The organism is Pseudofrankia asymbiotica, assembly GCF_001983105.1.
Taxonomy (GTDB): domain Bacteria; phylum Actinomycetota; class Actinomycetes; order Frankiales; family Frankiaceae; genus Pseudofrankia; species Pseudofrankia asymbiotica.
In genome coordinates this window covers 19,845-40,929 of record NZ_MOMC01000084.1, presented here as the reverse complement: position 1 = coordinate 40,929, position 21,085 = coordinate 19,845, and the positions used below count along the sequence as shown (strand labels likewise).

The 21,085-nt window shown below is 69.0% G+C and carries 20 protein-coding genes and 2 tRNA genes; 14 read left to right on the top strand and 8 right to left on the bottom strand.

Going from position 1 to position 21,085, the window contains the following annotated elements; all coding sequences use genetic code 11:
* From BL253_RS41985 to BL253_RS41975, 4 genes are all read right to left on the bottom strand, one after another.
* On the bottom strand, positions 1 to 884 hold an 884-nt coding region (locus tag BL253_RS41985), incomplete at its 3' end, for a DUF5677 domain-containing protein (RefSeq protein WP_131831639.1).
* A 293-nt stretch (positions 885 to 1,177) separates the two neighbouring features.
* Complete coding sequence (locus BL253_RS33355; protein ID WP_241835365.1) at positions 1,178 to 2,044, bottom strand: DDE-type integrase/transposase/recombinase; 867 nt, start codon at positions 2,042 to 2,044, stop codon at positions 1,178 to 1,180.
* 164 nt (positions 2,045 to 2,208) lie between these two features.
* Positions 2,209 to 2,640 carry a transposase gene (locus tag BL253_RS41980; RefSeq protein WP_076821493.1) on the bottom strand — a complete coding sequence of 144 codons (432 nt, stop codon included), beginning with the start codon at positions 2,638 to 2,640 and terminating at the stop codon, positions 2,209 to 2,211.
* Positions 2,641 to 3,007: 367 nt separating this feature from the next.
* Entirely contained in the window at positions 3,008 to 3,820 is an 813-nt protein-coding gene (locus BL253_RS41975) for a hypothetical protein (RefSeq protein ID WP_131831638.1), read from the bottom strand.
* A gap of 368 nt (positions 3,821 to 4,188) precedes the next feature.
* On the opposite strand from BL253_RS41975, the gene BL253_RS33340 reads away from it, so the two are divergent.
* From BL253_RS33340 to BL253_RS33285, 12 genes are all read left to right on the top strand, one after another.
* Complete coding sequence (locus tag BL253_RS33340) at positions 4,189 to 4,662, top strand: hypothetical protein (RefSeq protein ID WP_131831637.1); 474 nt, start codon at positions 4,189 to 4,191, stop codon at positions 4,660 to 4,662.
* On the top strand, positions 4,659 to 4,925 hold the full coding sequence (locus BL253_RS33335; RefSeq protein WP_076821487.1) for a hypothetical protein: 267 nt from the start codon (positions 4,659 to 4,661) through the stop codon (positions 4,923 to 4,925). The genes BL253_RS33340 and BL253_RS33335 overlap by 4 nt, the downstream gene beginning before the upstream one ends.
* Positions 4,926 to 5,036: 111 nt before the next feature.
* A complete protein-coding gene (locus BL253_RS33330) occupies positions 5,037 to 5,354 on the top strand; it encodes a putative quinol monooxygenase (protein WP_076821485.1) in 318 nt (105 codons plus the stop codon).
* Positions 5,351 to 6,565 carry a helix-turn-helix domain-containing protein gene (locus BL253_RS33325; protein ID WP_076821483.1) on the top strand — a complete coding sequence of 405 codons (1,215 nt, stop codon included), beginning with the start codon at positions 5,351 to 5,353 and terminating at the stop codon, positions 6,563 to 6,565. The genes BL253_RS33330 and BL253_RS33325 overlap by 4 nt, the downstream gene beginning before the upstream one ends.
* A gap of 298 nt (positions 6,566 to 6,863) precedes the next feature.
* On the top strand, positions 6,864 to 7,172 hold the full coding sequence (locus BL253_RS39815; protein WP_131831636.1) for a DUF6284 family protein: 309 nt from the start codon (positions 6,864 to 6,866) through the stop codon (positions 7,170 to 7,172).
* Positions 7,173 to 7,241: 69 nt separating this feature from the next.
* On the top strand, positions 7,242 to 8,009 hold the full coding sequence (locus BL253_RS33315) for a hypothetical protein (protein WP_131831635.1): 768 nt from the start codon (positions 7,242 to 7,244) through the stop codon (positions 8,007 to 8,009).
* A 99-nt stretch (positions 8,010 to 8,108) separates the two neighbouring features.
* Complete coding sequence (locus tag BL253_RS33310) at positions 8,109 to 10,352, top strand: FtsK/SpoIIIE domain-containing protein (RefSeq protein WP_076821481.1); 2,244 nt, start codon at positions 8,109 to 8,111, stop codon at positions 10,350 to 10,352.
* A 144-nt stretch (positions 10,353 to 10,496) separates the two neighbouring features.
* Complete coding sequence (locus BL253_RS33305; protein ID WP_076821479.1) at positions 10,497 to 10,733, top strand: hypothetical protein; 237 nt, start codon at positions 10,497 to 10,499, stop codon at positions 10,731 to 10,733.
* Between the two features lie 68 nt (positions 10,734 to 10,801).
* Positions 10,802 to 11,764 (top strand): bifunctional DNA primase/polymerase, encoded by a 963-nt coding sequence (locus tag BL253_RS33300; RefSeq protein ID WP_081438945.1) that lies wholly within the window; start codon positions 10,802 to 10,804, stop codon positions 11,762 to 11,764.
* Between the two features lie 103 nt (positions 11,765 to 11,867).
* A complete protein-coding gene (locus BL253_RS33295; RefSeq protein ID WP_198946502.1) occupies positions 11,868 to 13,157 on the top strand; it encodes a DUF3631 domain-containing protein in 1,290 nt (429 codons plus the stop codon).
* Between the two features lie 26 nt (positions 13,158 to 13,183).
* Positions 13,184 to 13,381 (top strand): helix-turn-helix domain-containing protein, encoded by a 198-nt coding sequence (locus tag BL253_RS33290; protein WP_076821477.1) that lies wholly within the window; start codon positions 13,184 to 13,186, stop codon positions 13,379 to 13,381.
* A 106-nt stretch (positions 13,382 to 13,487) separates the two neighbouring features.
* Positions 13,488 to 14,675, top strand: coding sequence for a tyrosine-type recombinase/integrase (locus BL253_RS33285; RefSeq protein ID WP_241835364.1), 1,188 nt, complete (start codon positions 13,488 to 13,490; stop codon positions 14,673 to 14,675).
* A gap of 81 nt (positions 14,676 to 14,756) precedes the next feature.
* Here the strand turns inward: BL253_RS33285 and BL253_RS33280 are convergent.
* From BL253_RS33280 to xylA, 3 genes are all read right to left on the bottom strand, one after another.
* Positions 14,757 to 14,830 (bottom strand) — tRNA-Phe (locus tag BL253_RS33280).
* 50 nt (positions 14,831 to 14,880) lie between these two features.
* Positions 14,881 to 14,955 (bottom strand) — tRNA-Asp (locus tag BL253_RS33275).
* Positions 14,956 to 15,322: 367 nt separating this feature from the next.
* Positions 15,323 to 16,498, bottom strand: a complete 1,176-nt coding sequence (xylA, locus tag BL253_RS33270) for a xylose isomerase (protein ID WP_076821475.1) — start codon at positions 16,496 to 16,498, stop codon at positions 15,323 to 15,325.
* A 244-nt stretch (positions 16,499 to 16,742) separates the two neighbouring features.
* Between xylA and BL253_RS33265 the strand changes: the two genes are divergently transcribed.
* Complete coding sequence (locus BL253_RS33265) at positions 16,743 to 18,224, top strand: xylulokinase (protein WP_076821474.1); 1,482 nt, start codon at positions 16,743 to 16,745, stop codon at positions 18,222 to 18,224.
* Positions 18,225 to 18,280: 56 nt separating this feature from the next.
* Here the strand turns inward: BL253_RS33265 and BL253_RS33260 are convergent, their stop codons facing one another.
* A complete protein-coding gene (locus BL253_RS33260; protein WP_076821472.1) occupies positions 18,281 to 19,537 on the bottom strand; it encodes an ROK family protein in 1,257 nt (418 codons plus the stop codon).
* A gap of 94 nt (positions 19,538 to 19,631) precedes the next feature.
* Between BL253_RS33260 and BL253_RS33255 the strand changes: the two genes are divergently transcribed.
* Positions 19,632 to 20,834, top strand: a complete 1,203-nt coding sequence (locus BL253_RS33255) for a sugar ABC transporter substrate-binding protein (RefSeq protein ID WP_241835363.1) — start codon at positions 19,632 to 19,634, stop codon at positions 20,832 to 20,834.
* The last annotated feature ends 251 nt before the right edge of the window (positions 20,835 to 21,085 follow it).

The following is a 21,085-nucleotide window of genomic DNA, read 5'->3' as shown; positions in this document are numbered from 1 at the left end:
TGATTCTCTCGCAGATTAAATTCTTCCGGAATAACCATCGGAATTCTACCGATTTTGCCGAATCGACCTATAGTCTCCATGACGGACTCTTCGCTCACGGCACTGTATAGTGGTAGCTCAAAAATTGCGTATGCGGTTTCGTATGTCTCAATAATCATACGGATGAGGCAGTCTAGTGCGAATACATACTGATGCGTACGTCGTATATCTCCTAGGTGCAGGGGTATGTCATCGTCAAACCAGGAGTTGCGGAATATCTCGCCGACGGAGAAATGGACCGCGCGACTCGATGCGCTAAAGAGATACCTGTAAGTTTTGTAGTCGTCGACTTCCTTAGCGATCCAGTCGGTAGATGGCAGCACTTTATTTCCTTTGGGCCATCCTAGCTCTCTTGCTAGTTCACCGAGATCTTTCTTGGCGACCTTTAGTGACGACTCACCTTGCAGCAAAAATGAAAGAGGAAATCCGAATCGGATGGTCTCCTTAAGATCGGCGAACTCCACGAAAGCGCGGAGCCCGCGCATCGCATCATAAAGCGCCATGGATTTAAGCAGCTTGTTCACGAGGTTTGCGGGTACGGTCGTCAGGTACTTCAGCCACACCTTTTCTTCGTATATTTGACGAATGAAGGAGGCCGCCAATTGGCCATTTCCACTCTCGCCAAGAATGATAGAGGAGCCGAGCGTTTTTGTCTGTCGATCAAAGACCGATTTTCCGGCGATTTTAAGAAGCGGTGTTTCTGTAGAGTACTCCAACTCGATGAAATTGCACAGAGCTTCGAATAAGCCATGAAACTCGCGAGCAGATTTGTCTATCATTGCGTCCAGGGTTTCGGTGTTCCCTGTGTCGTCGTCATGAGACGAAGAATGGTTCGTCACGGCCATCACTCTCCCCGGTTGGCCGGCAGTGTAGGACATGCCACGCAAGACAGCGACTCGATACCTCACGACGCGCTGGTGAGCACGGCCCCGTCAGGGCGCCGCCGAGTTGTTGGGTGTGACAGATCGGCCATCGCGGAGCGCCACGCCGCGGCGCGGCCCGCGGTCCAGGGGCACCACGCCAAGCCGGCGGCTACCGTGCGCAACAGTGCTCGCCCGTCGCTTGCAGGAGCAGACGAGATAGGACACCCGAGCCTGCCGGCGCTGCAACTGAGACCAGTGAGGCCATCCGGTAGGTGTCAAGTCAAATGAGACAGTTGATCTTCGGTTGGTTGGCTTGGTACTGGCTGGTTGATCCACACGGTCTCGGGTAGCCGGGGCGGCCGTGGCCGGCGGGCGAACCGCTCGGGGTGCGCCGCGTGGGCGCGGTCGAGGGTGGCCTGGCGGTGGTCCTGGACCTGGTGGGCGGTGTCGAAGTGGACCGAGGCGGGGGTGTGGAACCCGATCCCGGAATGACGGTGGTCGTGGTTGTAGGAGGTGAAGAACCCCTCACAGAAAGCGCGGGCATCGGCCAGTGACCCGAACCGGTCCGGGAAGTCGTAGCTGTACTTGAGGGTCTTGAACTGCGCCTCGGAATACGGGTTGTCATTCGACGTGCGGGGTCGGGAATGCGACCGGGCAACGCCCAAGTCGACGAGGAGCTCGGAGACGGGTTTCGAGACCATCGCCCCGCCGCGGTCCGCGTGGATCGCCCGCGGTGCGGCGCCGTTGCGGTGGATGGCGTCGGCGAGGAAGTCCTTGGCGATGACGGCGTCCTCGGCGGCGGCGACGAGCCAGCCAGTCACATAGCGGGAGTAGATATCGAGGATGACGTAGAGCTTGTACCAGACGCCTTTGACGGGTCCTTTCAACGCGGTGATGTCCCACGACCAGATCTCGCCGGGTCCGGTCGCACACAGCTCCGGGCGGACCCGTGGCGGGTGGGTCGCCTGGGCGCGGCGCTCGCGGGTCTGCCCGGCCGTGCGGGCGATCCGGTACATCGTCGACAGTGAGCACCAGTACCGGCCCGCGTCCAGCTCACGGGCCCAGACCTGCGGGATCGACAGATCCGCGTAGTCGGCCTGGGCCAGCAGCGCCAGCACCTGCGCGCGCTCGACGTCGCTCAACGCCGCCGGCGGCGGCCGCCGCGCCAGCCACGGCCCGTGCCGACGGCCACCCGGCGCCGTGTGACGGTAATGCGTCGCCCGCGACCGGCCCGTATACGCGCAGGCCCGCTTCACCGACACCCCCGCGGCACGCAGCTCATCGAAAGCACCGCCCAGAACCTGGTCTACGGCTTCTCGGTGTCCGTGCTCTCGGAGATCTGTTCCAAGAGCACGCGCGCTTTTCCCATGATATCGAGCGCCGTCTCCGTGGTCGCGAGCCGCGTTTTCAGCCGCTCGTTCTCCCGACGCAGCTTCTCCAACTCGACCTGCTCCGCCGACCTCCCCGGCTTCTTCTCCGGATTATCCGTCACGGCACGGGTTCCTCCCAGAGCACCCGCGTCACGAGCCCGTGTCCATTCCACAATATGAGAAGAGAACAATCCCTCCCGACGCAGGATCGCACCCTTCTCCCCATGCGGCGCGTTCTCGTACTCGGCGACGATCCGCAGCTTGTACGCCGTACTGAACACCCGCCGCGACGGACGCGGCGCCGGATCACGCCCCGACGACGGCGAGGACCCGCCCGGCCGCTCCTGCGACTCTGACTCCACGAACACAAGGATCTCCGATCACACCCCCTGTAGCCAACCCGCACTCAGCAGGTGTCTCACCCAAGACTGGCACAGAGGGATCAGCGTCGCCGGTGGCCTCTGTCTTGCCTGCATATGGTGGCGGCGTCGAACCGCCGACCTTCCGCTTTCAGTGCCACGGTGGTCTGTCTACGGAGGTTCCAGGAGTTTCGGCGCCCTGGCTAGGGCGCCGATCGTGCCCGTCGTGACCGGGGCTGAACGACTGTGAACGAGACCAGGACTTGAGACCGGCTTCTCCCGATAGTCCCTCAGAACCGCCAGCAGACTCGGGCGCTGTTCGAAGCCAGCTCGCCGATCCGGCGCTCCATGGATTGCGCTATGTAGCTCTGGCAGACTAGCTCTCAATTGTAGGAGTCAGGGGTGAAATAACTTGCCAACCGTCTTTAGCGCTTAGGTATAGTGACACCACGCCCGGATAGTTGCACACAATCCAGCAGTGCGTGACTTCCGACGGCAAACGCGGAATCGTTGCGGGCGGCTCACGTCTTCCCATCCCTATTGCCATCAGCGCCCAAAAGGTGTCGCGCGCTGACGCTGGAGTGAACGGGATTACTACTGCGAGATGACGCTCCGAAAATCCGCTTGCCGCAAGCTTCGCCCGCTCCCCAGCACACCGTGCGGAGGCGACGAAATCTTCGAGCCACTTGCTTGGGTAGTTCCGATCTTTCGACTCGGACCACCAGCCAAACTCAAGAAAAGCTTCTCCGCTTGGAACAATGTTTTGAGTAACCTGGGCGGAAACGAATCCGAGATCGCGAAGCGACGGTGGAATCTTCACCCACACTGGAGAGCTTGGGTAGATAGTCGTCTTTGCGATGTTCCTCTTCTCTAGCTCAAGAAGGAAGGGTTCAAGTTCTTTCTTCGCCCATTTTCTAGGCTTTTCTGGCGGATGATCCATTTCTACTCGCCAACCATGGTGGCATTGCGTTACTGGAACGCGGGGAGTATTTTGACTGGCCCATTGGGCAAAGGCGTTGTCGAGGTCTTCTGTGACTTCCACCGCCGCATATGGACCATCGTGAGCATCGATTTCAATGTCGTGTTTTGCCTGGCCAGAATTAAGGTCTACATGCCTGACGTTGACTGGCTGTAGATGTGCAAAGATTGCTTGCTTTACAAGCGCTTCGCTGGGTTTCGGGTMTTTCATACTTGCAACCTAGCAAATCCCACGTTGGAGAATATGGCTGCGCGGCTCACTCCTGGCGGTGTCGGTGCAGCCGGCGCGCCCGCGGCCGTGCCGGCGGCCACTCCTCTGACGGGACAATGGAGTCGCACAAATAGTACTAGATAGTCAAATATATGCGATCGGTACTACCGTGACGGTGGGTTGCGGAGCGATAGGGCCCGCCGAGCAGGTGGGCGCGGGCGGGCCGCCGTGGACCCCTGGATGACATGGGAGGGGATCGTTCGATGGATGAGGGTTCCGCAGGGAGTCCGGCACACGCCTCTCGATTGGTGATCCCGGTGGCGATCCACGCATCGGGTCAAGAGGAGACAGGCKGTGGTGGACAGGTGGTGACAGTCGAGTTGGACGGCAACGGGTTGGGACCCGTACCGGTGGACTGGCAGCCGCAGCAGCTCCCCGCACGCGCGGGAGTGCTCGTGGACGCGTCACCGGTGCCGACCTTCGTCGCAGCCAAGCGGTTCTGGCCGGACAGCGTGGCGCGGTCGCTGGCGGCCCGGGGCGAAGGGCGCGCATTGACGGTTTGCCCGACGTTGGTCTCTCCCGTCGGGTGCGCGCTGGCGCTGGAAGTCGCGCGACTCCTCGTCGACGAGCGCGGACTGTGGGACGGCCCGGGAGCCGTGATCACGTGCGCGGTGCGGCCTCCGTGCGCGCGGGACGCCGGTGTGGTGATCGTCCCGCATCCCGTGATCGTCACCGTGGACGGGACATCGCGGTCCTGGGTGGTCTGGGAGATCACCGACCGGCTTCGGGTCCCCGCACTGCTCGCGGGTCTGAGTCGGGTCCGGCCGGCGGTGGCCGCGTGAGCGCCCACGGCCCGGTTGCCACCGTCACGGTGGCTCCCGGATCCACGGCCGCCGAACTCGCCGCGCAGGTCGTCGCGCTTCCCGAGGGGGCGATGCTCGTCGGCATCTTCGGCGACACCACGATCATCCTTGCCTACGGACCGGCAGACGACGTCGCGTCGGACCGAGACGTGCTCGCGGCGGTGGTCGCCGCTCTCGTACCAGACACCTGGAACGGACGGAGGGGCACACCCGCGCCCCCTGACACCGTCGCGCCCCGTTGATCTACCAACTCGGCGTGGCCGGGCCGTACCAAAAGTGCGGGATAGTCGAGGGAATGCGACCTGTGAAAGGATCGTTGGACTCGGGACGTCCATCCACAGGGAAGAGGATCTATGTTCGGCTTGGTGGTCCGGTTCAGTCTGCGGCCCGGTGCGGCGGAAGGGTTCGACGGGCTGGTGGCTCGGACGCTGCCGCTCATCGTGTCATCCGAGCCGGGAACGTTGCTGTACCTCACGCACACCGTGGACGGCGATCCTGACGCCCGGATTTTCTACGAGGTGTACCGGGACCGAGCAGCGTTCGACGAGCACGAGCGCCAGGACCACGTTCGGGCCTTCCTCTCGGCACGTGGGGAGTTCCTTTCCGGCCCGCCGCGGGTTGAGTTCGTGACTGTTGCCGATGGCAAGGGCACGCCGGCCGGTGCGCCATGACAGATCCTCTCCCTTCGCTCGGCGAAAGGGTTGCTTTCTACCGCAAACGGCGCGGATTGTCCCRAGTCGAGCTGGGTCGGCTGATCGGCCGATCGGAGAGCTGGGTTTCGCAGGTCGAGCGGAACACTCGCAAGGTCGACCGACTGTCGGTGCTCGCTCAGGTCGCCGATGTGCTCGGCGTTCCCGTGCCGGATCTCGCGCCAGACGCGCCGGCTCAGCCAATCGAGCCTGACGCCGAGTCGTGGCGAACCTCGCTTCGCCTTGCGCTCACCGGTCATCCAGCGTTGCCGCTTCTGTTCGCGGAGACGGCCACCGAGGTCCCCTCTGCCCAGGACGCCCAGGACCGAGCAGATGACGCCTGGTMGCTGGTTCATGCGTCCCGTTACGCGGACGCCGGTCCGGCGCTCGTGCCGCTGATCAGTGAGCTGGAGTCCGCGGTTCGCTCTGCGGCGCCTGATCAGCGCCAGGCGGTCGCTAGGGCCTTGGCCGGCGTCTACCAGGCCGTCACGGAACTGTTCGTCAAGGTCGGTGACATCGAAGTCGCGTGGCTTGCCGCGGATCGTGCGTTGTTCGCGGCCGAGCGCGCCGGGAACTTGGGGCTGGTGGCCGCCGGCCACCACCGCCTCGCGCACACGTTCCTTAGTGCCGGCCGCTACCAGCAGGCCCGGCATGCCGCGACGGTGGCCGCGGACGCGCTGCGCTCCGGCCCGCCGGGGCTGGGGGTCGAGGCGCAGTCGGCGCTAGGTGCGCTGTGCCTGGTTCAGTCGATCATCTCTGCCCGCTCCGGTGACCGGCGCGCGGCCTGGCAGGCGATCGGGGAGGCTGAAACACTTGCCGAGGCCGTTGGCGCGGGTCGGAACGACTTCAATCTTGAGTTCGGCCCGGCGAACGTCGCGCTGCACGCGGTCGCGGTCGCCGTGGAGCTGGGTGACGCTGGCGATGCGCTCGACCGCGCTGGCCGTGTGGACACTGCCGAACTGTCGGCCGAGCGGCGTTCGCGCTTCCTGGTGGACGTGGCACGCGCGCACGCTCAGCGCCGCGACCGCGGGGACGCCATCGCCGCGCTTCTGGAGGCCGAGCGCATCGCGCCCGAGCAGATCCGAGACCACCCAAAAGTCGGCGTCCTGGTCCGAGACCTACTCCAGGACCCTGGATGGCGCTCTGACCAGGACCTACGTGGCTTGGCCGACCGATGCGGGGTAGTCGCGTAGAAGACCCGCACAGAAAGTACTAGACAGCACTTGCAGTGCGACCCATACTAAAGGTGCGGGTTGGCGGCGCCACCGGCGCCGCCTTCTCCGTTTCTGGGGCGACTCCACCGCCCCGGAACGAGCGGACCCCGACGCGGTGACTCCACCACCGGCCGGGGTCCTTGATCCGACCTGCTTGGAGGTCAGACCCGGTATGAAGCATGCCCTCAACCGGACTGGTACGGCCGTCGACCCCGTGATCGAGTCCGTGTCTGTCGAGCAGACGGACGGACTTCGGCCCGGCGCTGGGCCGCGTCGAATGGCCAACAGGCGTGCCGGCGTCCGTTCTCGGTTCCCGGACGACGCGGAGCAGGCCGACACGTTCGACCGGGAGCCCACCGACCGCGATCTGGCCGCGATCGATGCGGAATGGCCGTTGATCGCGGCCGAAATCGCCGTTGTCGATGCTGAAGCCGCGGTCGCCCTCGACCTCACCGACGGGCTGGCCGCCCGTCGACTCTCGGTTGCCCGCCACCGGCTGTCCGCCGTGGGCGCGGCGTTCGAGGCCGCCGACGCGGGCTCGACCCGCCCGGCTCCTGCTCCGTCGATCCGTCGCCGTTCGGCCTGAAGGGAGCGGACTTCGATGACTACGACGAGCGGGCCGCGGCGGCGGTGGGCAGGCCGGTTTGAGCCTGCGGTGTCCACGTGCCTGCCAGTGGCGCTGGGCGCGGGAGTGTTCGCGGTCGCGTTCGCCCACGTGCATGACGTCGCGCACTGGGCGCACCAACCGGACTGGGCGGCCTGGCTGATCGCCTCGACCGGCGAGTTGATGGCGATCGTGTCCATCCTGGAGATCCGCCACCGTTCCCGCCACGTCCCGGCGACCGGTCGCCGCTGGTGGACGATGCTCCCGCCGGTCCTGACGCTGATCGCGGCCATCGGGATATCCGGCGCGGCGAACCTGGCCGCCGCGACCGGGCTGGCGGCCAACCCTGGTCCGTGGGTGCAGATCATGGCCGTGTGGCCGGTGGTCGCGTTCGCGCTGGTCGCGTTCACCAAGGCCACCCGACCCCACGCCCCGGCAGCCAACGAACCCGCCGCTGGGACTCCAGCGGATGGTTCGGTGCCGGCCGCCGTGGCGGCATCGGGTGGCCGTGCGTCGCTACCGACCGTTACTGGCGCGGTACCGGTGGCCCGTACCGGTAGGGGTACCGGTCGAGGTGGACAGCTGTCCACCAGTAGAACGGCCAAGCCAGGGACGAAGCGGCGTACCGACGCCGAGTTGATTGCCGCGCTGGCGGGCGTTCCGCGGAACGCGGACGGGACGGTGCCCATCGGTCGGATGGTGTCGGCGCTCTCGTGCGGTCCGGACCGCGCTCGCCGGCTACTGGCTGCRCAGGGCCTCTTGCGTACCCCGACCGTCCCGCCGGCTGCGGCTGATGCTGCTGCGCCGGTGGCTGCCTGACCTGCACTCCCCTTTGGTTCCGGGGCGCGGCGGTACAGCCCGCCAAGACTTGCCCGTCGCGCCCCGGCCTGCCCCTCCGGATGGAAGGACGTCCCCATCATGACGACATCGGACCCGTTCGACCCGGGCGCTTCGCCCGAGCCTGACGGGTGGACCCCTGACCTCGAATCGCTCGACGTCCCCCCGACCGAAACCGCCGAGTCGAGCGCGGACGTCGTCGACCTGGGCGCGGCCCGCGCCCGTCGCCCGATCCCTGCCCAGCGTTCGGCCCCCGACGAGGCCGGCGACGGGGACGACGAGACCGACCGTGAGTCGGTCGCGATTGAGCCGGTGGCACTGGGCGTGCCGGTCGACCCGCCGGACGAGATCGACGCACCGGCCGGCGCGGTGCGTTCGGTGCGCGCTCCGATGGTGCCCGGCTGGCTGCGGTCGCGTGCCACGATCCGCGCCGCCGCCCGCCAGACGAGCCGGCACGCCGGCTACGTCGCGGGGTTCCACGCGCTGCGCGCCCCGAAGTACCTCGTGCTCGCCATGTTCTGGGCGACGGTGGGGTTCTTCCGGTTGGTCGGCCGGCTGCTGCGCTGGGCGACCGCGGAGGAGGGGAACTGGGCGCTGCGCCAGGACGCGGCTCGGCGCAACGATGCGCCCGGGTGGTTGCAGCTCGACCGTGCCCGTCAGCGTCAGTCGACCACCCGGTGGCCGATCCTGATCGTCGGCGCGGTGCTTGTGTTGGTGGCGTATGCGGTGCTGTGGTTCGGCCCGTGGCCGTCCCTGCTCCGCCTGGCCGTCTTCGTGGCCACCGTGGTTGGGCTGGCGCGGTTCGGCCGTCCGGCGGACCGGCCGATCGTCGACCGCGTCAGTAAGGGCGCGGCGTACCGCAAGCTCACCGCCGAACTGGTCCGCCGCTCCTTGACCTCGATCGGCCTGGCCGGGATCAACAGCGCGGTCGCGAAGGACCCCGGCGCCATCTCGTTCCCGATGGAGATCCACCGCGACGGCCCCGGCCACCTGGCCGTCATCGACCTGCCTTACGGCGTGGAGGCCGCCGAAGTCGTCGCCCGGCGCGGTCGTCTGGCGTCAGGGCTTCGGCTGCCGCTAGACCAGGTCTGGCCCGAGCCCGCGGCCGGTCACACGGGCCGGTTGGCGCTGTGGGTGGGGCATGAGCCCGCGTCGAAGATGCGCCAGCCCGCCTGGCCGCTGATCCGGTCCGGCAAGGTCGACGTGTTCGAGCCGTTCGCGTTCGCGACCACGCCGCGGATGACCACGGTCTGCGTGTCGTTGATGTTCCGCAACTGGCTGTTCGGCGGCCAGCCCGGCAGTGGGAAGACGTTCGCGTTGAGACTGCTGGTCCTGGCCGCGGCGCTCGACCCGCGCGTCGAGATCCGTGGCTACGAACTCAAGGGCGTTGGGGACTTCGCTGACCTTGAGCCGGTGCTGGCGGAGTACGGCAACGGGTTCGATGACGACACGATCGAGCGCGCCGCCGGCATGGTCGATTGGGTCTACGCAGAGTGCCAGCGCCGGTCCGAGCGCATCGACTACTACCGCGCCCGGGGCATGGCGCCGGAGGGCAAGGTAACGCCGAAGCTGGCGTCGCTGAAGGGCTCGGGTCTGCACCCGTTGGTGGTGTTCATCGACGAGGCACAGGAGCTGTTCACGTCCCGGTGGGGCAAGACCGCCGGCGAGACGCTGGAACGAGCGATCAAGCTCGGTCGGGCGCTCGGCGTGGTGATCCTGCTGGGCACGCAGATCCCGGACAAGGACTCCCTGCCCACCGGGATCACCCGCAACGTCAACAGCCGGTTCTGCCTGTCGGTCGCAGACCAGACCGCGAACGACATGATCCTGGGCACGTCGGCCTATAAGAACGGCTACCGGGCCACCGTGTTCGAGCCGGTCACCGAAGCCGGCTGGGGCATCCTCGCCGGGTTCGGCAAGGCGGGCGCCCGCCGGACCTTCGAGGTCTTCGGACCCGCCGTCGCCCGCGTCGTCGCCCGCGCGGTCGAGCTGCGCACCGGCGCTGGCACCCTGCCCACCCCCACCGAGCGCGCCCGCGCCGTCGAGGTCCTCGACGTCCTGGCCGATGTCGCCGCGGTCTGGCCGCTCGGGGAGGACAAGGTCTGGAACGAGACCCTGTGTGCCCGCCTGGTCGAGCACCGGCCGGACGCCTACGCGGGGTGGAAGCCGGCCCAGCTCACCGCCGCGCTGTCCCCACACCGGATCAGCGTCGGGCAGATCTGGGGCACCGACCCGACCACCGGCAAGGGCGGCAACCGCCGTGGCGTGATCCACGCGGACATCCTCAACGCGATCACCGAGCGTGATCGGAAGCGGAACGGGTAGCCGGCTCATCCGGCCCGCTAGGTCTAGCGGACACCCCCGCTAGACCTAGCACCCCCGCTAGCACCCCTCACAACCCCCGGCCAGCGCGCTAGCGCCTAGCGGCCCGTGGTCGAGCGCGCCCAAAACCCGCTCAGGAGGCCCCTCGTGACCCACATCCTCCCCCTGCTCGGACCCCTGACCGTTCCTCTCTTTGTCGTCACTGTTGGTTACGGACTCCTGTGCTGGGTCCGACCGTTCCGGCCGTGCCGGCACTGCGACGGCACCGGCCGCACGACCGGCCGCGTCACGCGCCGCCCGCGGCCGTGCCGGCACTGCGACTACACGGGCCTCACCCTGCGCGCCGGCCGCCGGCTCGCCAACGCCCTGCGCCGCCTCCGCTGATCGCCCCGCCCCTGGCCCGTCCACAGCGGTCAGGGGATCGCCCCCGAGCCCCGGCGAGAGGAGTCCCCGTGTCCCCGCTCCACCCGCACCGCCGGCAAGTCGCCACCGGCAACCTGGCCGCGGCGCTGAACGCCGCGTTCCGCGGCTGGTACGTCCTGCCACTGCGCCCCGGCGAGAAACGCCCCCTGGCGCACGGCCCGGACCACTGCCCCCGCGTAGGCGTCTGCGCCGACCAACATCGTGGCTGGGAAGCACATGCCACCCGTGACCTGGCCACCGTTGAGGCCCACTGGTCGGCCCATCCGGATCACGGGGTGGGGATCGCAACCGGCCCATCGGGTCTGGTCGTCGTCGACCTCGACACCCCGAAGCCAGGCGACCGGCCACCGGCCGACCCATGGGCGACCACCGGCGCCCGGTGCGGCACGGACGTGCTGCGCATCCTCGCCGAACGCGCCGGAGCGGCCGTGCCCCCGACCTACCTCGTCCGCACCGGCCGCGGCGGCTGGCACCTCTACTACACCACCCCGCCCGACATCCGACTGACGAACACCGGCCGCACCCTCGGCCCCTGGATCGACACCCGAGCGTGGGGCGGCCAGGTCGTCGCCGCCGGCACCGCCGTTGCCGGACGGCCGTACACGCTCACCCGCGACCTTCCCCCGGCCCCACTTCCCGCCTGGCTGTTTCAGCCCCTCCGGCCACGCACCCCGCCGCCCGCACCCGCCCGCGCCACCCGAGTGCCCGCCGACCGGCGCGGCGCCTACCTGGCCGCCGCCCTCCGCAGCCAAGTCGGCTTCGTCACCGCCGCGGTCGACGGGGACCGCAACAACGCACTCTTTCGGGCCGYGGTCGCGCTCGGGCAACTGGTCGCCGGTGGCGCACTTTCCGCCGACGACGTCACGGCAGAGCTGAAACAGGGGGCAGCCGGACACATCGCGGCCGGCGCGTTCTCCGACCGCCAAGCCCTGACCACCATCGCTTCCGGACTGCGCGCCGGAGCGAAACGCCCCCGAACGGTTCCCGCATGACCCTAGCCACCCGAGCCCATCACCCCAGCCCGCCTGAAAACGGCGCTCTGCGGCCTTCTCAGTGTCTCGCCTATGACCCCCAAAAGCGACGAGGAGCAACGCAATGACTGCCCGGACCGATCCCCCTGCCCCGTCCGGTAAGGCCGTCTTGGACGACCTGCGCGCCGCGCTCGCCCGCTACGTCATCCTCCCGTCCGAGGAAGCCGCCATCGCCGTAGTGCTGTGGATCGCGGCCACGCACGCCCAGCCCGCATGGGCGCACGCTCCCCGCTTCGTCATCCGTGCGCCGGAAAAGCGCTGCGGGAAATCTCGCCTGCTGGACGTCGTCGAAGCAACCTGTTTCCGGCCGCTGATCACCGTAAATGCCTCCACCGCGGCGATCTACCGCAGCATTGACGACGACCCGCCGACATTGCTCGTCGACGAGGCCGACACCATCTTCGGCTCCACGAAATCCGCCGACGCCAACGAAGACCTACGCGGACTCCTCAACGCCGGCCACCAACGCAACCGGCCCGCCATCCGCTGGGACCACGTCAACCGCCAGTTGGAACGATGCCCGACGTTCGCCATGGCCGCGCTCGCCGGAATCGGCGCCATGCCCGACACGATCGAGGACCGGGCCGTCGTCATTCACATGCGCCGCCGTGCTCCCGGCGAAACCGTCGCGCCCTACCGCCACCGTCGCGACCGGCCCACGCTGCGCGCCGTCGCCGAAGACCTGGCCGCCTGGCTGCGCCCTGCCCTCCCCGCACTCGAAGCGGCCGAGCCCGCCATGCCGGTCGAGGACCGCGCCGCCGACACCTGGGAACCCCTCGTCACCGTCGCCGACCACGCAGGCGGCGCGTGGCCCGACCTCGCCCGCGGCGCCGTCGTCGCCCTCACCGCCAACCCCGACGACGCCGACACCGCATCGCTGSGCACCCGCCTGCTACTCGACTGTCGGACCGCGTTCGCGGGCCAGGACGCCATCCCCACCGCGCACCTGTTGCAGCTACTCAACACCGATCCCGAAGCGCCCTGGTCCGAGCACGGCCCCGTCGGACTCACCGGTCGCCGCCTGGCCGTCATGCTGCGCGACTACGGCATTCACAGCGCCAACATCCGATTCCCGGACGGCGCCCAATCCAAGGGCTACACCCGCGCCGAATTCGCCGACGCCTGGCGCCGCTACTGCCCACCCGAGCCCGCCGCGCGAGAGCTGGCGTGCGACCCGTCCCAAACGTCCCCGCCCAGCTCAGCGCTGGGACGGATTCACCCCTTGGGACGGATCGACCCGTCCCAGCGCACCCAGCCGTCCCGCCCTGACCAGCACCGACGGGCTTGGGACGGATGGGACGCCACCCCCGCCGAGCCTCTCCGCGGCCCGCGCCGCCCCGCCGCCTCCGCATGACCCCCGCGACGACGAGGAGCCCAGCCATGACCCCCGCGCCGAAAGTCCTGCTCACCGTCGAGGAAGCCGCGGAACGACTCGGCATCGGACGCACCACGGCATTCGCCCTCATCCGCACCGGCGCCCTGCGCTCCGTCCGCATCGGACGCCTACGCCGCATCCGCACGACGGACCTCGACTCCTACGCCGCCAGCCTGACGCCGGCCGGCGCAACCGCCGCCTGAGAAGGGAACTCCGATGCCCCGGAAGCGACAGGACGGCACTCGCGCGCCGAACGGCGCAGCGTCGATCTACTACGGGAACGACGGGCGTTGGCACGGTCGCGTCACCATGGGCGCCCACGACGACGGCACCCCAGATCGCCGGCACGTCAGCGCGAAGACCGAAGCGGAGGTCATCCGCAAAGTCCGCAAGCTCGAAGCGGACCGCGACGCCGGCCGGGCCAAGCAGCCGGGTCGCGCGATGACCCTTGACGCCTGGTTGTCACATTGGCTGGAGAACATCGCCGCGCCGAGTGTCCGGCCAAAGACGTACGCCGGTTATCAGACCGCGGTCCGGCGCCACCTGATTCCCGGGCTCGGCGCGCACCGGATCGACCGGCTGGAGGCCGACCACATCGAGAAGTTCTACGTGAAAGCGAGTCGGAAGAACCTGAAGCCCGCGACCGTCCACCAGATTCACCGGACCCTGCGCACCGCCCTGAACGAGGCCGAGCGGCGCGGGCGGATCGTGAAGAACCCTGCAACCATCGCCAAGCCGCCGCGGCTGGTCGAAGAGGAAATCGAGCCGTTCACGGTCGACGAGGCGAAGCGCATCCTTGCCGCCGCGGGCGGACGGCGCAACGGGGTCCGGTTCGCTCTGGCGCTCGCGCTGGGCATCCGCCAGGGGGAAGCGCTCGGCCTCCAGTGGCGTGACCTCGATTTGGATGCGGGAACCCTCACGATCCGGCGCGCGATCCAGCGCCAGACCTGGCGGCACGGATGCAAGAAGCCGTGCGGCGGCAAACGCGGCGCCGACTGCCCGGACCGCCACAGCGGCGRCCTGGTCGTTGTCGAAACCAAGTCCCGAGCCGGCCGCCGCGCGATCGGACTACCGGCACCGTTGCGGGCCTGGCTCAAGCTGCACAGATACGCCCAGGACCAGGAACGGACGGACGCGGCGGACCTCTGGACCGAAGGTGCCTGGATCTTCGCTCAGCCGACCGGGCGGCCCATCGACCCGCGGGCGGACTACGAGGAACGGCGCGGCCTGCTCACCGAGGCCGGTGTACGCCCGGCGCGGCTGCACGACGCGCGGCACACCGCAGCGACGATGCTTCTGGTTCTGAAGGTCCCGACTCGCGCGGTCATGGACGTGATGGGCTGGTCTCAGGCGAGCATGGCCACCCGCTATCAGCATGTGCCTACGGAGGTCTTGACCGGCATCGCCGATCTGGTCGGCGGGCTGCTCTGGCAGACGTCGAGCCCGGACGACGAGGGGGACGACGGCGCGGCCGGCGCCCTGGCCCCGACAGGGTAGCCGGGGGCAACTGAGACCAGGACTGAGACCAAGGAAGCCACCGGCGCCGCCGGTGGCTTCTGTCTTGCCTGCTTGTGACGGTGGGCAGGGGCGGGGTCGAACCGCCGACCTTCCGCTTTTCAGGCGGACGCTCGTACCGACTGAGCTACCTGCCCCCAGACGACACGTCCGTAGCGCTTAGGTACTCGACTACGGACGTTGTGCGCGGTCCCGACGGGATTCGAACCCGCGACCTCCGCCTTGACAGGGCGGCGTGAACTCCAGACTTCACCACGGGACCATGCTACGATCTTCAGTTTTCGATCTTACTGTCACGACCGAGGTTCCGAGCGCCGTGCATCGCTTCGAGCAGAAGCATACAGGACGGCGAGAGGGTCGATGAGGGGTGCTCGCCCATCCGTCGAACCACGCCAGGCCGATGGCCGGCGGTGGCGCGGACGCGGCCGTCACGGCTTGCGGGTCGCACGCCGTCGGCGGACTTGATCGCTGGGACTTGATCGCTGTCTGTGCCCTCCGGTGGTCGTCCACAGGGACCCTGTGGACGACCACCGGAGGGCACAAGTCGCGATCATCGACCGACGCGCCGGTTGGCGCGCCGCGCAGGACCCCCGCACGGCGCGAGGCAAGGAGGCCAGGAACCCAGAACGTCAGGCGACGCCGAGGAGGTGCTCGAGGGCGAGCTGGTCGAGGTGCTCGATGTTGACGGCGCGGGCGCCGGCGGCGTCGGCGTCGTAGTCCTCGTAGGAGCCGCGGTCGGCCAGAAAGTCGGTGAGGGTCTCGCCGGGGGCGACGGTCGGGGTGGAGAGGGCGCCCACGCCGGCCGCCTCCAGGGCCTCGAGCACGCGCGGGTCCTGGCGGAACGCGGCCGCCTTCTCCTTGAGGATCAGATAAGTGCGCATGCAGGCGGCGGCCGAGACCCAGGCGCCGTCGACGTTCTCGGCGCGCGGCGGCTTGAAGTCGAAGTGCCGCGGGCCGTCGTAGCCGGCGCTCTCCAGCAGGTCGACGAGGAAGAACGCGCTCTTCACGTCGGCGGCGCCGAAGCGCAGGTCCTGGTCGTACTTGAGGCCGTGCTGGCCGTTGAGGTCGATGTGGAACAGCTTGCCGGACCACAGTGCCTGTGCGTAGCCGTGCACCACGTTGAGCCCGGCCATCGTCTCGTGGCCGACCTCCGGGTTCAGGCCGACCATGTCCGGATACTCGAGCTCGTTGATGAACGCCAGCGCGTGGCCGATCGTCGGCAGCAGGATGTCGCCGCGCGGCTCGTTCGGCTTCGGCTCCAGGGCGAACCGGATGTCGTAGCCGCGCTCCCGGACGTACTGGCACAGGACGTCGATGGCCTCCTTCATCCGGTCGAGCGCCGCGCGCGGGTCCTTGGCGGCATCGCTTTCCGCGCCTTCCCGGCCACCCCAGGCGACATAGGTCTTCGCGCCGAACTCGGCGGCGAGGTCGATGTTGCGCATTGTCTTGCGCAGCGCGAACCGACGTACGCCTCGGTCGTTCGCGGTGAACGCGCCTTCCTTGAACGCCGGGTGGAAGAACAGGTTCGTGGTCATCATCGGGACGACCAGACCGGTCTCGTCCAGCGCGGCCCGGAACCGCTTGATGTGCCGGTCCCGCTCGGTGTCGTCCACCCCGAACGGGATCAGGTCGTCGTCGTGGAAGGTCACGCCGTAGGCGCCCAGGTCCGCGAGGCGGTGGACGGTGTCCACCGGGTCCAACGCCGGGCGGGTCACCTCGCCGAAGGGGTCGCGCCCCTGCCAGCCGACGGTCCACAAGCCGAAGCTGAACCGGTCGGCCCGGGTCGGAGTCAGATCGCTGGCCATGGCGTCACCTCAAGGTTAGTTTGGTGGTGGCTACAACAAATAGGCCAGGTGGAGCCGTCATGCAACCCCTTGTCTCTGCTTGTGAACATCCAGTAGCAATCAGAAACCGTAGCGAAACGGGTACAATGTCGACACTTTCCGGGGCGTCGCCCTTGCTGCCCAAGCCAGCCCGATCACGATTCCCATCGGCCGCTCAACTGAAGCGGCGCAGGGCTTTGCGGGTCGGGATCGGCGGCGGTCGCTCGTGACGCTGGTCGCCGGAATCGACTCCTCGACCCAGTCGACGAAGATCGTGGTGTGTGAGGCGGCCGGCGGCACGGTCGTCCGGTCGGCGGCGGCTCCCCATCCCGAGGGCACCGAGGTCGATCCCGAGGCCTGGTGGTCCGCGCTGCGCGTCGCGGCGGGAAGCGGGTTGCTCGACGGCGTCACGGCGCTGTCGGTCGCCGGCCAGCAGCACGGCATGGTCGCGCTCGACGACGCGGGCCGCACAGTGCGCCCGGCGCTGCTGTGGAACGATGTGCGCTCCGCCGACGACGCCGACGACCTGGTCGCGGAGCTCGGCGCCGAGAAGTGGGCGGCGGCCACCGGAAGCGTGCCGACGGCGAGCTTCACCGTCACCAAGCTGCGCTGGCTCGCCCGCCGCGAGCCGGCGAACGCGGCCAGGACCAGCTCGGTCCTGCTCCCGCACGACTGGCTCACCTGGCGCCTCGCCGGCGGCGGAGGCGGAGGAGGAAACGGCGACGACGACGGAGACGGCGACGGCCGGGAGACCGGTCCGGCGAACGCGCCGAGGACCACCGACCGCGGCGACGCCTCCGGCACCGGCTACTGGTCGCCGTCGACCGGCGGCTACCTCCCCGAACTCGTCGACCGCGCCCTCGGACACCCGCTGGAACTCCCCAGGGTCGCCGCCCCCCACGAGGTCGTCGCCCAGGCCGTCCGGGTCGCCACCCCGGGCACGCTGCTCGCCCCGGGCACCGGCGACAACATGGCCGCCGCCCTCGGCATCTGCCCACTGCCCGGCGACGTGATCGTCTCCGTCGGCACCAGCGGCACGATCTTCGCGACGTCGGAGACGCCCACGAGGGACGCGGAGGGGCTCGTCGCCGGCTTCGCGGACGCGACGGGGCGCTTCCTGCCACTGGTCTGCACGCTCAACGCCGCCCGAGTGCTCACCACGGTCGCGGACCTGCTCGGCGTGAGCTTCGAGGGGTTCGACGCGCTGGCGTTGGCCGCTGAGCCGGGGGCCGGCGGGCTCACGCTGCTGCCGTTCCTCGACGGCGAGCGGACGCCGAACCTGCCGCGCTCGCGCGGCCTGCTGGCCGGGCTCTCCCGCGGGAACCTCTCCCGGGAGAACCTCGCCAGGTCGGCCGTGGAAGGGGTGCTGTGCGGCCTGGCCGTCGGTGTCGACGCGCTGCGCCGGCACGGCGTGCCCGTGCGCCGGGCGGTGCTGGTCGGTGGCGGGGCCCGGTCGCGCGCCGTGCGCCAGCTCGCGCCGGCGGTGCTGGGGATCCCCGTCGCGCTGCCCGACCCCGGCACCGAATGGGTCGCCAGGGGCGCGGCCAGGCAGGCGGCCTGGGCGCTGTCGGGTGCCTCGGAGCCGCCCGACTGGGCGGTCGCGGCGGACCTGGTCGCCGCCGAGCCGGACCCGCTGACCAGGTCCGCCTTCGCCGGCGTCCTCGATGGGGTCCTGCCGCTGCTGAGCCGCGAGCACCCAGCGAGTTGACGGCCGCCAGGCGGCCGCCAGACGTCACCGGACGGCCGCCAGACGGCCGCGGGCGGTCAGCCGCCCGTGGCGGCCAGGCTCATGGCGACGCCGAGGGGGTCGTCGAGGAGGCGGGCGAAGGCGAGCTCGGCCGCGCCGAACAACGCGGAGTCGCCGCCGAGCGCGGACGGGACCAGCTCGACGTGCTCGCGGGACACGGTCAGGCCGCCGACGCCCATCCGGCTGACGATGTCGTGCTCCATCACCGCGAGCAGGTCCCGCAGCTCACCGCCGAAGATCACCAGCTCGGGGTTGAACAGGTTGACGAGGTTGCCGACGCCGACGGCGAGCCAGCGGCTGACCTCGTCGAGCGCCCAGCGGGCACGCGGGCTGCCGGTCCTCGCCTCGGCGACGACGTCCTGCACGGTGGTGCCGTCGCCGGGCTCGTGCCCGGCGGCGCGCAGGACGGCGTCCGTCCCGACCTCGGTCTCCCAGCAGCCGCGCGCGCCGCAGCGGCACCGCTGGCCGGCGGGGTTGACGACCATGTGCCCGGCCTCGCCGGCGTAACCACCGTGGCCGCGCAGCGGCCGGCCGCCACAGATGATCCCGGCGCCCACGCCGACGTTGCCGGACAGGTAGATGATGTCGTCGTGGCCACGGGCGACGCCTCTGGCCTGCTCGGCGAGGGCGCCCAGATCGGCGTCGTTGGCGACGAGGACACCCGCGTCGTCGACCATGCCGCCAGGCAGCGCGTCGGCGAACGCGGTTTCGAGCGCCTCACCGAACGGCTGCTCCTCCCAGCCGAGGTTGGGCGCGAACCGGACGAACCCATCCGAACCGCGCACCACCGCCGGGGTGGCGACCCCGACCCCCACGCAGCGGGCCTCTGGGCCCAGCGCGTCCACCAGCCGGCGCGCGGTGGCCGCTGTGAGCTTCACGACCTCCTCGAAGTCCCGGCAGTCAGGCAGCAGCGGGACGACGTCCCTGGAGAGCACCGTGCCGCCGAGGCCGACCCTGGCGCCGACGATCCGGTCCACCCTCAGGTCGAACGCGAGCACCTGGTAGCGCTCGGTTTCCGGCACGACGAGGAACGAGGGCCGGCCCGCGCCCGAGCGCACCTCGGGCGACTCCTCCCGGACGAGCCCGGCGGTGCTCGCGAGTTCCGCGGCCAGCRCGCCGATCGTGCTGCGGTTGAGCCCGGTCTGCGCGGTCAGGGTGGCGCGCCGTGTCGGACCGGCCAGATGGACGTAGCGCAGCAGCAGGCTCAGGTTGTGGCGGCGTAGCTCCTCCTGCTTGATCCCCGAGATGTTTGGGTGTGGTCGCGAAAAGCGCATCACGTACCCAGTCTGGCGGAGCGGACAGATACCGATAAGTGGTGGAGCGTGTGCACAGGGTCACCATTTCCGGTTGATGGCGACTTTCGCTTGCGTGAGGCTGATCACACGAATATGTTCCGCCGCACAACTTAGCATCCGCATCCTGGGCAGTTTCGCCCAAGGGAAGGGGCCTACGCAGATGCGCACGAAGCTCTTAAGAGTCGCGACAGCGGGAGCCTGTCTCGTGCTCGGCATCGCTGCCTGTGGCGGCGGCGGGGACGACAACGGCGGCGGCACACCCGCCAGCGCCTCCAGCGGCGCCAAGGTCAAGGGCAAGATCGGAGTGATCCTGCCCGACACGAAGTCGTCCGATCGCTGGGCGACGGCCGATGAGCCGCTGCTGAAGGCTGCCTTCCAGGCAGCCGGCATCGATTACGACATCCAGAACGCTCAGGGTGACGCGACGCAGATGCAGACCATCGCCGACCAGATGATCACCAACGGTGTCACCGTACTGATGATCACCAACCTCGACTCCGGCTCCGGCAAGGCGATCGAGGACAAGGCGAAGGGCCAGGGCGTCGCGACGATCGACTACGACCGGCTGACGCTGGGTGGTTCCGCTCAGTACTACGTCAGCTTCGACAACGTCGCGGTCGGCAAGCTGCAGGGCGAAGGCCTGGTCAAGTGCCTGACCGACGCCAAGGCGCAGAAGCCGATCATCGCCGAGCTGAACGGCTCGCCGACCGACAACAACGCCACGCTGTTCAAGCAGGGCTACGACTCGGTCCTCAAGCCGAAGTACGACGACGGCTCGTTCGTCAAGGGCCCGGACCAGTCGGTGCCCAAGTGGGACAACCAGCAGGCCGGCACGATCTTCGAGCAGATGCTGACCCAGCAGCCGAACATCGGTGGCGTGCTCGCCGCCAATGACGGCCTGGGCCAGGCTGCGCTCGCGATCCTCGCCAAGAACGGCCTCAACGGGAAGGTCCCGGTCACCGGCCAGGACGCCACCACCCCCGCGCTGCAGAACATCCTCGCCGGCGACCAGTGCATGTCCGTGTACAAGGCCGTCAAGAAGGAGGCGGACGCGGCCGCCGCGCTCGCCATCAGCCTGGCGAAGGGCGACAAGGGCGACGCTCCGCAGACGATCCACGACCCCGAGGGGAACCGGGACGTCCCGTCCGTGCTGCTGCAGCCGGTGGCGATCTACAAGGACAACGTCAAGGACGTCCTCGCCGACGGTTACGTGACCAAGGCTCAGCTCTGCACCGGCAAGTTCGCGGCGCTCTGCACCACCGCCGGCATCTCCTGACGGCCAAAGGGGACGCGAAATGTTCTGCTTCGCGTCTCCGGCGGTCTCCTCTTCGAGGTGCTAGTGGCGACAGCCTGAGCTAGTTCTCACCGGTCCGCCCGCAGGGGCTGGCCCAACCCCGGCCCGGAGACCCGGTGCCGGGGCGGGCCGTGGGCGGACCGGTGGGGACTATTCCGGCGGCCGGACGCCGTCCGCGGGCGGTGGTGGTCTCGCCGTCCGCGGGTGGTGGCGATCTCGCCGTCCGCGGGACG